We start from the raw sequence: 15,347 nt of genomic DNA on the forward strand, positions 1-15,347 counted from the left end.
TCAACCTAAAGTCAAAACCCATCTCCATTGTTTTTATCTTCGTCTCTTCACGCCATTTGAGTCGTTTCCAAATGGTCCTAAATATCGTTGCACATTACTGTCGGTGTACTCGGCCATTACATCCTCCACAAGGCTTTCGATTCGGCGAACTAGGGACTTATCTTCAGTGATAAAGCCAAACGGAATAGGCACTGGATGAAGCTCAGGCAGCACAAGGTGATAAGCAACCACGGCAAAGCTGTCCGTAAGGCTGATTATCTCAAGCGAGGACAGGCTCGTAGACTCGATAAAACCATGCAATATCTCGCCAGCTTCACTGCAGTCAGCGCTGGCTTTTTTGCGTGTTGACCTATCATTAGCGTCAGCTAGAGGGATCAGTAATCGGGGGTTAAATACGACTTTTTCTTTATCTTTTGTCTTAGCTGTAGCTGCGCCCACAAAGCTGCTCAAGGCCTGACCATGGCGTGAACACTTGCCCCATAATCCGTGAGCTGCCGGTGCCAGCCACGTTAATGTAATCGGTTGCTCAGCTCCTGCTTTGGCATTTTTATCCTTATACTTTTTAAACAGCGTTTCTACTTGATCCCAATTCCTACTGAGTTGCAGTGCGCCGTAAATACGCGCCTGTTTGCTCTTTCCTGAGTCGCTGAATGTTAGTGCTCGCTGAATCAGACGGGTGAAGTCGAGCTCTCCAGCGGCTAGCAGTTCAAGCGTTTGTTCATCACCTATACGGTCTGCAAAAGCCATGATTGAGTTTAGAGTGCTCTGTCCAATTAAGGTCGCTAGTTGCACACTGCGTTGGCTGATATAAGCCTCGTGCTCTGCGATCTCTGCAGGCTCCTTAAATCCGACATTTAGACTCTCAAGATCTAGGCAGTAGCTGTCTTCAATTTTCAGCCAGCCATCTCTTTCTTTCTCAACTTGGCTGATTTTGTAGAGTTCTGGTGTTTGCTGTTCTTTTGCCTGGCCACAGAGTTCACCTCTTTTATAGATATCATGCAAATTTCGCTGAAAAGCGACTTCGGCCAACTTCACTGACTCGCTACGAACTTCTGAGCAAGCACTCAATACCACGGAGCGTTTTTGATTCTCTAGACGAGGTTTAGCCCCAAGATATGAGAATGCGAGTAGGTCAAAGGTAAACAATTTACGGTGGTCTTCACGCGATTTAACGATTGGTGTTTCTCCATTTTCGTCGAAAAGCCTCAAGCCTTTTTCCGTCAGTGTGATGCGACCTTCAGCTGTCGATTGCAATTCGCCTTGCTGCAAGAATGGCGTCAGCGCCGTATTTAACTCCTTGGGCGTAAAACCAAAAAAGCGAGCTATATCTGCCGGTAAAAGGGCTGAGACCTTCAGCAGGCGCAGTAGGAACTCCGGTACAAATGGAAATCCGCCTTGTTCAACCAGTGTGTATTCAATACGAAATTGCTGGGCTGGAACGCAGATGTCAAATTCAAATAAAACCAGTGACTCAGTGGTCATTTTGCGGCACTCCCTGTGAGCTCAACCGGCTTGATCGCGTAGATATCCTCATGTTGACGTGCTCGGATGTAGGAGGTGACCTTGCCCAGTGGTAGTTCGGCATTTCGTCCCGCCCACATACGCATATCGCCAACGATTACCAAACGGTCCATAGCCCTTGATATGGCCACATTGATTCGGTTAGGTGAACGCAGGAAGCCAGGCGAAAGGTCACTGTTTGAACGGGTCAGGGAAATGATCACGATACGATTCTCCTTGCCCTGATAGCTGTCTACGGTGTCAATCTTGACTAAGCGCTTGAACTCCTCAGACCAATTTTGCTCTGCGAACTTCCGGCGAATCAGCTTTTTCTGCTCACCGTACATGCAGATGATGCCAATAGCGGGCTCTTGACACTCGCTCATCTCATCAACCAAAGCGGTAGAAAACTCCGCCTCATCTTCAATGTTCTTAAGCATGCGAATAATGGCATCGGCTTCGGCATGGTTTACTAGGCTGGTGCTACCTTGCTGCTCCTGATGGTGTGCTTTTTTGCCCAGTACGCCGGTATCCAACCAAGTAAAGACAGAGCCGATGCACTCGGGGGGCTGTTCAAAGTGTGCCGGAATCGGGCGCTTGCCGGTTTCTAGCTGACCTTGGTAGAAAACTTCAGAGACAATGTCGCCAATCGCAGGCTGCATGCGGTATTGGGTCTTCAGTGTGGCACTGACGAGCCTGCCGTAAGCCGATTCGAATGCTCTTTCGAAGTCGCTGCGCATTACATGCTGGAACTCCGCTGAGGTCGGGTGCGTTTCGAGTTGGCGAGCAATTGCTTTCTTATGCTCATCTTCATAAAACGGCGGTAGTTGACGATGGTCACCGACCAAAAGGACGCGCCGCCCTACCTGCATGGCTATAGCCAGTTCAGTAGGAGACGAACGCGCTGCTTCGTCGATGATCACCCAATCAAAGCGGTTCTCTGCCAGCTTGAGGTGATGCAGGCCAATGCCCACGCATGTACCGCAAACGAGCGTTCTTGAGCGCACAAGGAACTCGTCATAGTTTGCTCGCTCACTGGCCATACGTTCCAGTAAGTCATCCGACAACTGAATCAATGACAGACATCGATTAAGCTCATGGGTACGTACACCATGCTCACTGGCAACCTTAGTTTGGGCCTGCTCCAGCCACGAGCGGGGCGATACCTGTGGGTCAGGTTGAATGTTGAAATCTTCGCGTAACAACTCTTGCAGTTCACTATTTAGCATCTGCACTGTAGCTTTCTTATGCTTGTCGGTATCTATTTCATCGTCGGTTATATCTAGATCCTTATCTAGGCGTTCAATGCTTCTGACTAGGCCAAAAACTCTGCACTGAACATCCAAGAGACTCTCGATAAAGGCGGTACTCACTCCGAGTGAGGGTGCCATTAACGACAAACGATGCTTTAGCTCAGCCCTGAACGACTGCTGCTGTTGGGTCACTATGGAGCGGGAGTAAACATCACGCAGCTCATCAGAAACAACGTGCTCGCGGTTGCTGAATCGAACCACATCTAAGTCAGTGTTAAGCCTACGACAATGCGCCCGAATTCGTTCTGCCGCCGTGTTCACTGCTTCATGCGACTGGCTCACCAAAAGGATGTTGCGTACGCCTTCCTGGCTGACCAAGTAGTGGCAAAATGCAGCAATGAACTCTGTTTTGCCTGTGCCTGGTGGACCCTGCAACAAACCCAGTGGGCCACGGCTCACTAACCGAGCAAATGCCTCTTTCTGAGCATCATTCAGGCCTATTACTTGGCCATCAGGCATCCGGCGTTGATACACCTCAAAGTGCTCTTCGGTCGGTGGTTCGCCATAACGCTCTGGATCTATGTCACAGGCTTCATCAAAGTAGTCAACCAGCTGAGGGACCACTGAGAGTCGTTCCAGTATCCGCTCCATCGCCTTCTTGCGCCGCGTAAAAGAGGAACGAGTCGAGCTGGACTGCAAATAGAGCTGATCCTCTGGATTGATCCCTTTAGCCTTATTCGTTATTACGAGATACAGCTCGGATTTGGTGCTCTTGCGGACATTTATTGCGCCCAGTTCAAATGTTTTTCCGTCTTTCTTTTTTGATAGCAAGACGGTGTCATCGGCCTCGAAGGACTCAAGTACCTCTCTTTGTGCGGTGTACGGAATCATTAAACCCAGCTTGTCCTTATTGAGCTTTGGCTCATCAGCGACTTCGACCATGGGGAGCGCTTCGGACTCTGTATCCAGAATTGCTTTCCAGATCTTCGAGACTGAAAAGGTTCTAGGTTTTAGTTCTGTGCTGGGCTCTGGCTGCACATCTTCATCATGCTCATCCAGTGCAATATCGACTGGCTGACTCGTTTCGCCTGGCAGAGCTTTTTCAGCAACTGCTGCACGAGCTTCACTGAGGATACTGCTCACGAGAACATCAAAGTCCGGCTGTTGCGCCATATAGGCTGTTAGCGCTCTTAGCTTGGAGTATTTCCTTACGGATACATTGATGCGGACATCTACTTCAAAAACTGCAGAACGGGACGCATAGGAGTGGACGGCCTCCTGAGTCGCAGCCCCCAGCGACTTCTCAAATGATTTTGATGTCGGGTCGTAAGTTGCGCTGAGACGACCGCCCACGCCTTGAAAGCTTATTGCTGCTAATCGGGCGTCAGCACGGGCGGGCTCAATACTGATGAAAATCCGGCCATTGTCAGGGTAGATGGTGAAGTCCATTTCATCGTGGCCCCACACCTCTACGGAGATAAGCTGCTGAGATGATTTGGGCTGAAACGCTTTGTCTAACGCCTCACGAAAGCGCTCCAGTGCAATAAACCCTGAGTCGCTGTTGCGTTCGTGAGTAATAGCTACTCGTATTTCTGGGATGTCTGCATCGCCTGGTTCATCCCAGTTCATGTCCAGCAGTTCAACCGCCATACGCATGACTGCAAAATTATCACGCTCAAAGGTCGTGCAGTTTTCCCTTAGAGGGCTGTAGCGGTTATTGAATGGCTGTGAACCACTTGCTGATAAGTCGGGCATATCCAGCAGATAGACCTGGATCTGATCTTCTTCACTTGTCGGCAGCAAAACTTTTATGTTGTTCGGATGCAGGTCGCCGTGGCTAATTAGCTGTTCGTGCAGGCATTCAACCCCAGCCATGAGCTTACGAATTACCGTTAGGGCGCGCTCAGGCGTTACTTGCGGTAGTTCATTCCAGTGCAGGCCAGCAATAAAATGCTGCACCAAGAAAGGCATGCCACCTTTACCGTAGCCAAACTGCTCGATAACCGGCAAGAATGCGTAGTTACTTTTCTGTAAGGTTCCCAGCTTTTCGAAAAAGGCCAACAGCATGGGGCCTTGGCCACCCTGCGGTGTATTGGCATGGATCGATGGCCATAGTTTTACGATTGAGAGGCCTGAGCGATAGACCTCCTTATCCTCGGCATCTAGGATTTCTTCTTCCACTGGAAAGGCCTTGTATGCCGTGAACATAGGCAACGCAAAAGGCTCGAGCACCGCTGGATCAAAGTCAAAAATACCATCTAGTACTGGCGTCGACTGGTTCAGTTTGTCCAGTAGCTCGCCGGCATCGGCATATCGAGCGTCTGGAGTCTCATTGAGTGCTCCAATCAGTACATCGGCGTACCAAGTATCTGAACACTGCATCGCTGAGCGGACGCTCTCGATGTAACTCATATCCAGCTTCAATGGCAGTGGCTTTGCCTGAATCAGGTGCCAGCAAAGCATCCCTAAGGCAAAAACATCACGCTGAAATGGAGTGCCTCTGTGCGCTATTTCGGATCGATCCTCCGGCAACTCAATTGCGCCAATGCTTAACTGATCTCTCCTTGGTCCGACAGTGCCAACGGGCTGATGGTAGGCTGCAATGAAGTTGGACAAGGCAATTGCACTGGATGGAGAGAACCAGATGCTATGGTCACCAAGATCTCGGTGAGCGACCTTAAAGCTGTGCATGGTGGCGAACTGTGCCACCATGATTTTGGCTAGTTTTATTCGCCCCGTTTCAGGGAACTGCTCTACATAACGATTGATGAATTCATTAAGGCGGTAATGCTCAGCCGGCAGCTCGCAGAGCTCAGAGAATTCCTGAGTGATCGAGTCTTTGGAGGGGTTCTTGATGGGCTTCAGACACCTTCGTGAAAGCTCAAGATCCCTTTGTCCGAGATAGACTAATACATCCCGTTCTCTTGAAAGTATCTTGAAGCGTCCTTCTGGGGTTTTGGCATCTACATCATCGAGTTTGCTGAAGTCCCACATGCGGAGCAGAGCGCGCTCGGCCTTGTTGTTTTCATTGGTTGCTTGGTACTCAACGTACACCTTGCCCGGGTGTTCGAAAATTAACTCTCCAGCTCTGAATCCATCGACCATCAACTCCTTCGGCTTGGCATTGCCCTGCTTGAGAAGCTGATCGAAAACCTCAAAGTGCTGATTTAATCCTGCCGCTTCAGGGTGAGGCCGGAATTTTTTGTTGTATTGATGTTCATTGGCCAGCACCAAAAAATCGTTTAAATGCAGAACATGTTCACGCTCCGCATCTGGCAGCTCATCGAAGCTACAGGTCCCGCTCAGAACTACACAAAACTTGATGGTGGGCACACGGCTATCAGGAAATTTGCTCTTAACTGCATTGAGCTTTTTTTGTAGCAAGTAGACTTTGTTTTGGGTAATGGATACGGGCGAACGATCGCGCTCATCTCCGTTTTGATACCACTTGCCAGCGTTGCTGGTGATTTTGCCGTGCCAGTGTTTGAGCTCGACGATTAGCACGTTCTTGTGGGTAACAATGACAAGATCGAACTCACCTTCTTTGCCGCGTGAGTCTGCAAAACGAAAGCCGGCATAGCCTTTCCATGGCCACATGACAGGAGAGCTTTGGGCTTTCACTTTTAGCGCTTTTAGCTGTTGAGCAGTGGACTTTTCTGAGCCTGATTTTTTTGATTTCGGTAACTCAGATAAAAATTTTCCCTGGAAAGCCTTACGCATGGTCTCAATGGCTTCGACTTCATGTCGAAGCAGACCGCCTTCCCAATACACAACTTCCATTGTTTCGTCTCCATTGCGGCGCAATGCCAGTCGTTCAGTGCGTAAAATATTTAGCAGCAGGGTTTTCCTGCTGGTTAGGGCCACGTGTTACTAAGTGAAAGTCCGTCCGCTAACCCTCGGTATGACAATTTCCCAACGTTCAGATTTGTAGCGCATACGGTATTCATCCTCACTGTCTTCGGCATAGCGAGTGATGATGCCGGCGACCTCACATGTTTCGACTTCAAGGTTCAAACGGAAGGATTTCGATGTGCAGCCGACGGTTCGGCCTTGCTCGTCTTGGAGTAAGTAGCGTTCGCCTTCGGCGTGTACACGCAATGAGGCGCCCGTTTTAAGTTCTTGGATGGCCTGATGAATAGGGGCTGTTGCAGGCTGACGGCCTGGGTAGCCAATATCAATGTCCTTCATGCTGAATACTTGGTACTGGGTATCCAATGTAGGGTCATGCTGGCCATTGAAGCTATGTTTTAGCAGGGCTGCACCGAGCGACTGGGTGAAGGCGTTGGTGGATGCAAACTCACAAAGGGTTAAGGTTTCTTCGGCGCGGGTCATGCCGACGTAGTACAGGCGGCGCTCATCTTCTAACTGTTGCTGTTTTTGGTTCCAGCCACCATCCAGTAATGCCACATGCCGAAACTCTAGGCCTTTGGCCGAGTGCACGGTGCCGAGGTAAAGGCCGGTACGCGGTTGTTGGCGCATTTCCCGCGCGTAGTCATATAGCCAATCAATCAGCGTTGCACGTGCGAGCTGGCATTCGCCGAACTCGCCCTTCAGTTGTTCAAAGGCTGTTTGAAAAAACTCATGCCATTGCTCATCGAGCGATAGGCTTTGCAGAGAGGCGTTTGCACTGTTCGCATCGAGCAGCGGCGCTTGGTTTGTGCGCAGGTGCTCAATGGCTTGGATGTAACCACGCTGGCGCGTTAGTGGGAGTGCGCTCTGCTTGTCAGCCGCCAAGTAATAGGGCACTGAATGTTGCTCACACCAAGCCTGGATCGGCAGCAGATAGCGGTGCGTGCGTGCGAGAATTGCGCAGCCCTGCCAATCATCGCATTGCTCTAGATCTTTTAGACGCTGGAACTCTGCCAATACCGCTTGTGCTTGGATGTTGCCTGCTGGGCTGTCTGCTGCAGGTAGCTGAATACATGAAACATGGCCCTGACGCAGCTGATCAAGGCCCTGCCAGCGCCCCCCCATGGGAAGCCCTTGGCGAGTGTTGTTGATCTGGATCGGATGCTCAGCTTTGAGCCGGTTACGATTTTTTTCAATCAACGCGTTGGCGGTAGTAATGATCATTTTGCTGGAGCGAAAGTTTTCCACCAGGTAACTGATGTCGGCGTTGTACTCTTGCTGGTAGCGCTCGATATGCTGATTACTGCCGCCGCGCCATTGGTAAATATTTTGATCATCGTCGCCTACCGCCAAAATGCACAGCTCGTCATCGTTCTCACTGTGGCGTTTGGCAAGGGCGCTTACTAGGTTGTACTGACGTTCATCGATGTCTTGATACTCGTCGACCAAGATGTAGCGATAACCACGCAATAGGCGTTCGCGCAGATCATCTTCACCTTCCGCTGAGTGCTTGCCTTCGAGCAGCTCGGCGGCGCGTTCGAGCAACGCGTCGAGTTCCCCATCATCAATCTTATCGCGTTGTGAGTAGCTAACGCCGGTCAAGCGCATTGCCATCGAGTGATAGGTCAATATGGTTAAGCCGTAGGCCTCGTTACCGACTAGGCTAAACAGGCGCTTACGGATTTCGTTAGCTGCATGACGGTTAAAGGTTAGGGCGATGATGCTGCTGGCTGGTATGCGCCGCACGCGCAATAGATACGCGATGCGGTGGACGATCACGCGTGTTTTGCCAGAGCCAGGACCCGCGAGAATCAGTCTATTACGGTCGTCGGGGTCTGTGACCACGATTTTTTGCGTGGTATTCAAAGTGTAGATAATCGACTGCCATGAGGCCTCGCTGGTCGCCAGCTTGAGTACTTCGTCTTTGCCGGCAAAATACAGTTTGAGGAAATCCTGCTTGCTCTCTTTGAAGTAGTGCATGACTAAGCCCAGTGCGGCAGCCATTTCTTTCAGGGCAACTTCTGCGTATTCACGCATCACATGCACCTGAATGCGTTTCTCCCGGTAGTGCTCATCGAGCTTCAGGAAGTCTTCCTTGAGATAGCGCTGGCCATGCTTGTCGGGATTAACTTCGATGGTCATGGCGCGACGCATCACCGTCATCCCGTGGTTCAGCGTGAGTACTTCTTGCTGGTGCAGATAGAGCAACACATGCTCAACGGCCTTTTTTCGTTGCTCGGGTTTAATGGTGGCATTGAGCACTAGATCGCTTTCGATCATTTTCATTAGCTCGCCAAAAGTTGTTTGCACCAACAGGTCTTTGGCGCGTGCGCCACTGGGCAATTTGGCGATGAGAAAAGGCATCAGCACAGCTGCGATGGCACGACGACTATCCCCCTGTTTCTGAACTTGATCCCAGGTGTAGCCATGGCGAATACGTAATTTCAGGTAGTCGCGGTTTAACTGGCTAAGTTCGAAATTACTGCGCTGTGAGCTTTCGCCGTCACGATCCTGCGTCAGGCTACGCAGCAAACGAAGAACGTGTAGCGGCAGTAAGTCTGCTTGTGCGGTGATTTGTCGGAGATGCGCGGTGAGCGGCGGCAAATTGATATCTTGCCAGCCACCCTGATCCGCATCGGGTGCTTGTTCACGCAGTTCGCTGAACAAGGCACTTTCCAGCTGCATTGATTGGCTCAAACGTTCATTGGATGAGCCAACCACTCCATGACGCAGGTAAATCGTCAGCTGTGAATCATTTTCCAGCAGGCCTAGATTTTCCAGCTGTTTCAGCGTGCTACTTATTTCTTCTTGGTTTTGCTCGGTGAGTGCCATCAGCTGGTCGGTATTGACTCGCTCATCGGCATCAGCGGAATAAAGAAAGCGGAGCACAGCTCGAAACTCTTCGAGTAGACGTTCGGGCAGCTTGGATTTTAATAAGCGCGCATCGGCTTCTTCTTCGCTAAGGCAGAGGCGCGCAGGAAATACCTTCGTATGGTTTTCTTCACGGCTCAGATATTGGTCGCGCTCAAGCCAAGCAATGGCTGTGACCACTTTGGTTTCGGCATCACGGTCGTCAGCTTCGAAGCTGGTATTAACGCTTTCATCTTGAAGGATTTCACCGGCGGTGATGATCAATTGCCCGCCTTTGCGCCGATTACCCTCACTGCGAACTTTACGCAGTATTTGCTGAATATCTTGCAGGCTTAGCTTGGACTTTTCACTGAGGCCGAATTGCGTTTCGATATCTTGTGGGTCGTACAGCAACACGCATTTAGCTTGCTGTTGATCGCGCCCAGCACGACCAGCCTCTTGTAAGTAGTTCTCCAGGGAACCTGGGATGTTGGCATGTATCACTAGTCGCACATCAGGCTTGTCCACCCCCATGCCAAAGGCATTGGTGGCGACGATCACGCGAAGCGCCCCGGCTTTGAAGTCGTCCTGAATGTCCTTTTTCTCATGGGGCTGTAAACCCGCATGGAAGAAGCGACAGGCCCAGTCTTGTCCGATCAAAAAAGCCGCGAGTTCTTCCGCATTTTTGCGACTAGAAACAAAAACCACAGCGCCACCGTCCTGATGGCCTAGCTCATCCTCCAGTAGCAGATGAGTGCGCTGCCATTTTTCACCTGATGCTGTCGGGAGCACCTCAAAGCACAGGTTAGTTCGCTCGGGTGTGCCAATAAATGCGGTAAATAAAACGCCCAACTCTTCTTGGAAGTGTTGGTGAATGTCGTCCAGTACATCCTGCTTGGCCGTGGCGGTAAAGCAGCCAATCGGGGCTACAGGTGCGTCAGCACTGAACTCACGAATGAAGCGCGCGGCGTACAGATAATCTGGGCGAAAGTCGTTGCCCCACTTCGACAGGCAGTGAGCTTCATCGAAGATCCACGCGCCGATCTGCCGATTGGCGATGGCCTTGCGAAAGGCTTTGTTGCGAAACTGCTCCGGCGACACCAAGAGGATGCCAATATCGCCCATCTGGATTTTCTCCAGTACATCGGCTCGCTCGGGCATGGTCAATAGACCATTGAGCGCCGCCGCGCACTGCACATTGCTGGCGAGCAGACCATCGACCTGATCTTTCATCAGCGACTGTAACGGCGAGATGATGATCGTCAGACTGCCGTTGCGGTGATAGCGGTTCAGCGCAGGCAATTGATAACAAATGGACTTGCCGCCGCCGGTGGCGAGCACCGCTAATACCGATTTGCCCTGCATGCCAGCCAGAACGATGTCGCATTGTGCGCTTTTGCCGTCGGCTTCGTAACGGAAGTCATCGAAGTTGAAGTAATGTTTTAGTTCTAGCCGAGGGTCATGAACACTTTGGCAGTACTGACAGCTCTGGTCGGTGCAGGCTACGTCGCGAAGTTCTGAGATCAGTTGGCTTACCGCTGGGAACTGATAGCGAACCCAGGGTGCAAGCACAGAGTTCCCCCCAGATACCCGCAGCCAAGCCAGGGCATAAGCAATTGGCCAGTTCAAGTCAGGGAGATTCAGGTCTTGCTCGATAAGCGTCGTAAGCCTCGTCCTGCAGACCTTCAAGTCTCGCTTTAGCGCAGGATCTGTCTCTTGCAGGAGCACTGGAAGTAATCCACGCAAGCGGGATAGTTCTATTGGCGGTTGGCCGCTCATGGCCAGGAAGAAGTTACCCAACCCCGTCCCGATTTGTGGCGCGGTGAGGGCTTGATAACACAGCAGTTCGTTTGGCTGGCTTTCAGCCAGTCGAGTAAAGGCTTGGTGCTGGTCATTAAATAAAGTCAGCGTCGAGCGGCAGTCGGCCAGTGGTGAGTTCAGGCTGTCGCGGATCAGCTTGTAGTCTTTGATCAGGCGATGGTAGGGGTTTTGCGGGAAGGCCAGTGGCGACAGACGCAGGGTGTCTATCACCGGCAGTGTAAGCAGCTTCAGATGGGGGGCGGTGGCGCGAAGCAACGGCAGGTCATGGGCGAGCAGGTTATGCCCCAGCAGAAAGCTGGCGCCTTCAGCCATTTGATCCAATCGTTCCAGCGCTGCAGCAAGATTTTTGTCGATGTTTAATTCGAACTCTTCACCGGTATCGGGGCGCAAAGCTCCAATCTTAAAAATCTTGGTTGGTTGATTCAGTTGCTCTGGCACTACCTCAAGGTCGAATACCAAACACTTGGGCTGAGGAAGCTGCGCCATGTACTACACGTCCCTGAAGTAAGCACTATAAAGGTAGGGACTTTAACCTATCAGTTGCGACGTAGGAAATGGCACAGTTGCTCAGGCTAGAGCGGTCTGTCTTGTGAATTCTGACTAGTCACTCATGAATAGTGCATTCGATTCACAAGTCCGGATTCATCCGCTCAACACCGCACGAAGTCTGGCTACACCGAACGAATACTCTGCGAAAGGCTGCCAGGCAATTGGAGCGTAAGCATCCGGCTGTAATCCATGCCTTGCAAGCTGACTCAGATTTACGCGCCCGTCTTGGGCTCAGCGAGCACGAATCGATTTCAGCTCTGCACGCTTGGGTTGTCGATACGTCGATTGAGCTTGATGGTGAGATTGTTGATGGCTTTCGTGTCGTGTCGCGCGAAGTCATTGAAGTGACCTTGCGCGATGAGCAGCACTACCTGAGAGCGTTTGATCAAGACGAAGAGGAAGAGCCTGAGTCGCTGTATCCTGTTGGGTTCAGCCCGCAGGCGTTTGTCCAGATCATTGAGCGCAACGAGATTTGGCGAGGCCTGCTTTGATGAGATCTATTTGGCAGGTGCCTTAGCAGGGCGCAACCAGAGCTCCGAGTGAAGTGTCCGGACGATGCTGAATCGTCACGGCCAGGGCGCGACTCGCACTCTCTGCTGTATGGAAGACTTCATAATCAAAATGAGTACCATCATGTTTGTAAAATACAAATATGGACGTACGTATAAGGTGTGCAATAAGATCCGTTCTAATGCTCAGATCAAGTGCTTCCAACTCATATGGCGCCCATAACCCCTCTTGCAGAACTCGCTCAGCCACAGCGCGATCGCCTGGCTTTTATCGAGCTGCGCGTGCGCTTCGTTGGTGATATTCGGCGGCAGGATCTGGTCGAGCGCTTTGCCATCCAGTCCGCGGCTGCGACCCGGGATCTTGCGCTATACAGGGAGCTAGCTCCGGGCAATATCGACTACGACTCCAAGGCTAAGACCTATGTTCTTGGTGCAGACTTTCGTTCGCTGTTCGATTACCCGGCTGAAAGAGTCATGTCGTGGCTGACCAAGGCCTTCGGTGATGGCGAACCGCTGAAGTTCAAAACTTGGGTGCCCAGTGAAACTCCTTCCCGGCTGACGAACCCCGATTTGGATGTGCTTGCGAGTGTGACTCGCGCCATTCATCAGGGCTGTCCCTTGGCTGTCGAGTACTACTCGATTTCCAGTGGTAAATCGAAACGCGAGATCGTGCCTTTCGCCTTGATCGATTCAGGACTGCGCTGGCACGTCCGCGCGTTCGACCGGAAGTCAAAAGAGTTCCGCGATTTCGTGATCACTCGGATAAAACGCCCAGTGGTGTTTTATGGCCAGGCCGTGGCAGCTCACGAGGCGAGCGATCAAGACATTCAGTGGACCCGAATCGTCGAGTTGGAGCTGGTGCCGCACCCAGACCAGCCTCGACCGGAGATCACCGAGATGGATTACAGCATGCAGGGTGGCGTACTGCGGATGAAGCTTCGGGCTGCCACCGCCGGCTACACCCTTCGCCAATTGAGTGTGGACTGCACTCCCGACCATAGCTTGCGTGGGCATGAATACCGACTTTGGCTGAAGGACCACTTAGCTCTATACGGAGTCAAAAACGCTGTTTTGGCACCCGGTTATAAAGAGCTCCGTCCGAGCGAAGCGAAGGCGAACCCTTGACAGTGCTGCCTTGCATCACAGTCAAAAACCGATTTAGGACCTTGTATGAACACTATCGCAACAACAATTGCAGAACTTAGGGTTCTGATTGGTTACCTCGGAGAGAAGGGCCAGGCTAACTGGTGGGGAAGCGAGTTTTTCAGCGCTACAGCCGAAGCTTTTTTGGCACCAATATTCAACCGCTCTTTGTTTCTTGCCCAATACCAAGGGGCAACGGCAGCGGCGGCAAAGGTCCACGACGAGGCCATTGGTGTTGGCCGCATTTACCACCTTTTCCGCTTGCCTATCGGACTAGAGCAGGCATCGGCAGATGTTCTCAATGACGCCGCATTCGTTCAAACAGTGCAAGCTAGATTGGCGAATCGTGAGTTGGCGCTGGCGCGCCTGGCTGAATTGGCGGAAAAGGCAGAATCCGCATCGCCTGGCCCCGTTTCGCTAGGGCAAATGAGTCAAGATATCAAAGCCGAACTACAACATGCTGCGGGCTTTTATTGTGCGGCCTTCACCTCCGGAATTCAGACCTTCCCCTACGTTCGGGAGGTTGAGTGAGCCAGAAGCGTTACTACACCACACAGCTTCAAGCCGGGCTGGGTCTCCTGGAAGAAACAAGGCAGCTGCTCCAGGTTTATCAACCTGGCATGAGTGCATCGCAGCTCTGTGAGGCCGCGCTGGCATCGGGGCGTTTCCCTTTGGTAACGGCGAGGCGCCTACGCAATATCGTTGCTGAGTGCTTTGCCCCACGCTACATGCGCCCCCCGCACGTTGCCGCGCTCCTCAAATCCCTGGCGGATCGTTTCACGACCGTCGAGCTAAATCAGCTGCTCTTTATCTATACAGCGCGCGCCAATCTTGTGTTGGCGGACTTCGTTCGAGAAGTTTACTGGGCGCGCTATTCAGCCGGGCGAAATGACCTTCAACTGGAAGACGCACGCACCTTTGTTGCCAACAGCGTGCGCGAAGGAAAGACGCACAAGCCTTGGTCTGAAACCACGATCAAGCGCATCTCATCGTATTTGCTGGGCTGCTGTACGGACTATGGATTGCTCACGACCACCGGCCGTAACCAGCGCTCAATTGCTGCGTATCGCATCTTGCCAAAGGTCGCTGCCTACTTAGCCTACGACTTGAAGTTCAGTGGTCTTGGCGACAACCAAATTGTTTCAAGCCCGGACTGGGATCTCTTCGGACTGGAACGTGCCGATGTCCGAGACCAACTGAAACGTTTGTCATTACAAGGCCTGCTCATATTCCAGGCCGCCTCCGATGTGGTGCATATCGGGTGGACCTATAAAAGCATGGAGGAACTGATCGATGTCATCGCTCAAAGCTGATTTCAATGAGTTGATGGAGCGAGTTAAGCAGGGGCGCGAGTTCGGCCATGCTAGCTTCGAGCCCATTTTCTATTTGGTCTTTCCACCAAATCAGATCCTCAATGTGAAGCGCGAAACACCCGCGTGGATGCATCGACTGCGCAACGAGGGCTGGGAGGTCGAAACCTTTTCGATTGCCGAGCATGTTGCAGACATTATCGAAAAGGCACCTCCGGTTATTCGCAAGACCTGGCTAGCCGCTGATCAAAAGGCACCCTTGGCATGGGACAAGACCAATGCGTCGCTTGCCAACGCCATAGGCAATGGCGCATTACAAGCTCGCATCGAAGCCAAGCTGGCCGAGCTTGAAGACAAGCCTAAGGCTATTTTGCTGGTCACCGATCTTGAGGCGTTGCATCCCTTCACACGCATCGGTGTCATCGAAGGCGGGCTGCAAGGAAAGTTTCATGTGCCCACGGTGTTCTTCTACCCTGGCGTGCGCACCGGCAAGACACGACTCAAATTCCTGGGGTTCTACCCCGACGATGGCAACTACCGCTCTGTCCACGTCGGCGGCTAAT

8 protein-coding genes are annotated in these 15,347 nt (G+C 51.9%); 5 read left to right on the forward strand and 3 right to left on the reverse strand.

All coding sequences use genetic code 11. The annotated features are described in order from the left end of the window. Positions 1 to 33: 33 nt before the first annotated feature. The 3 genes from BMZ32_RS09305 to BMZ32_RS09315 all read right to left on the reverse strand — a co-directional run bounded on the left by BMZ32_RS09305 (position 34) and on the right by BMZ32_RS09315 (position 11,759). Positions 34 to 1,482 (reverse strand): hypothetical protein, encoded by a 1,449-nt coding sequence (locus BMZ32_RS09305; RefSeq protein ID WP_090241704.1) that lies wholly within the window; start codon positions 1,480 to 1,482, stop codon positions 34 to 36. Beyond that, a complete protein-coding gene (locus BMZ32_RS09310; RefSeq protein WP_090241705.1) occupies positions 1,479 to 6,533 on the reverse strand; it encodes an AAA domain-containing protein in 5,055 nt (1,684 codons plus the stop codon). Before BMZ32_RS09310 ends, BMZ32_RS09305 begins: the two co-directional genes overlap by 4 nt. Positions 6,534 to 6,623: 90 nt before the next feature. Next, positions 6,624 to 11,759 carry a RecQ family ATP-dependent DNA helicase gene (locus tag BMZ32_RS09315; RefSeq protein WP_090241706.1) on the reverse strand — a complete coding sequence of 1,712 codons (5,136 nt, stop codon included), beginning with the start codon at positions 11,757 to 11,759 and terminating at the stop codon, positions 6,624 to 6,626. Between the two features lie 224 nt (positions 11,760 to 11,983). On the opposite strand from BMZ32_RS09315, the gene BMZ32_RS09320 reads away from it, so the two are divergent. From BMZ32_RS09320 to BMZ32_RS09340, 5 genes are all read left to right on the forward strand, one after another. Next, positions 11,984 to 12,313: a hypothetical protein gene (locus BMZ32_RS09320; RefSeq protein WP_244153950.1), complete on the forward strand. Its 330-nt coding sequence runs from the start codon at positions 11,984 to 11,986 to the stop codon at positions 12,311 to 12,313. A 228-nt stretch (positions 12,314 to 12,541) separates the two neighbouring features. Further along, on the forward strand, positions 12,542 to 13,456 hold the full coding sequence (locus BMZ32_RS09325; protein ID WP_090241707.1) for a WYL domain-containing protein: 915 nt from the start codon (positions 12,542 to 12,544) through the stop codon (positions 13,454 to 13,456). Positions 13,457 to 13,501: 45 nt separating this feature from the next. Next, a complete protein-coding gene (locus BMZ32_RS09330) occupies positions 13,502 to 14,005 on the forward strand; it encodes a BrxE family protein (protein ID WP_090241708.1) in 504 nt (167 codons plus the stop codon). Continuing rightward, the gene (locus tag BMZ32_RS09335; RefSeq protein WP_090241709.1) at positions 14,002 to 14,787 is read left to right on the forward strand and encodes a BrxA family protein; all 786 of its coding nucleotides are present in this window, start codon (positions 14,002 to 14,004) and stop codon (positions 14,785 to 14,787) included. Before BMZ32_RS09330 ends, BMZ32_RS09335 begins: the two co-directional genes overlap by 4 nt. Continuing rightward, positions 14,768 to 15,346, forward strand: a complete 579-nt coding sequence (locus BMZ32_RS09340; protein WP_090241710.1) for a BREX protein BrxB domain-containing protein — start codon at positions 14,768 to 14,770, stop codon at positions 15,344 to 15,346. The genes BMZ32_RS09335 and BMZ32_RS09340 overlap by 20 nt, the downstream gene beginning before the upstream one ends. The last annotated feature ends 1 nt before the right edge of the window (position 15,347 follow it).

The organism is Pseudomonas guineae (assembly GCF_900113745.1).
Lineage (GTDB): Bacteria > Pseudomonadota > Gammaproteobacteria > Pseudomonadales > Pseudomonadaceae > Aquipseudomonas > Aquipseudomonas guineae.

Coding starts and splice junctions, on each gene's coding strand:
- BMZ32_RS09305 (WP_090241704.1), bottom strand. CDS start 1,482: ATGACCACTGAGTCACTGGTTTTATTTGAATTTGACATCTGCGTTCCA.
- BMZ32_RS09310 (WP_090241705.1), bottom strand. CDS start 6,533: ATGGAAGTTGTGTATTGGGAAGGCGGTCTGCTTCGACATGAAGTCGAA.
- BMZ32_RS09315 (WP_090241706.1), bottom strand. CDS start 11,759: ATGGCGCAGCTTCCTCAGCCCAAGTGTTTGGTATTCGACCTTGAGGTA.
- BMZ32_RS09325 (WP_090241707.1), top strand. CDS start 12,542: ATGGCGCCCATAACCCCTCTTGCAGAACTCGCTCAGCCACAGCGCGAT.
- BMZ32_RS09330 (WP_090241708.1), top strand. CDS start 13,502: ATGAACACTATCGCAACAACAATTGCAGAACTTAGGGTTCTGATTGGT.
- BMZ32_RS09340 (WP_090241710.1), top strand. CDS start 14,768: ATGTCATCGCTCAAAGCTGATTTCAATGAGTTGATGGAGCGAGTTAAG.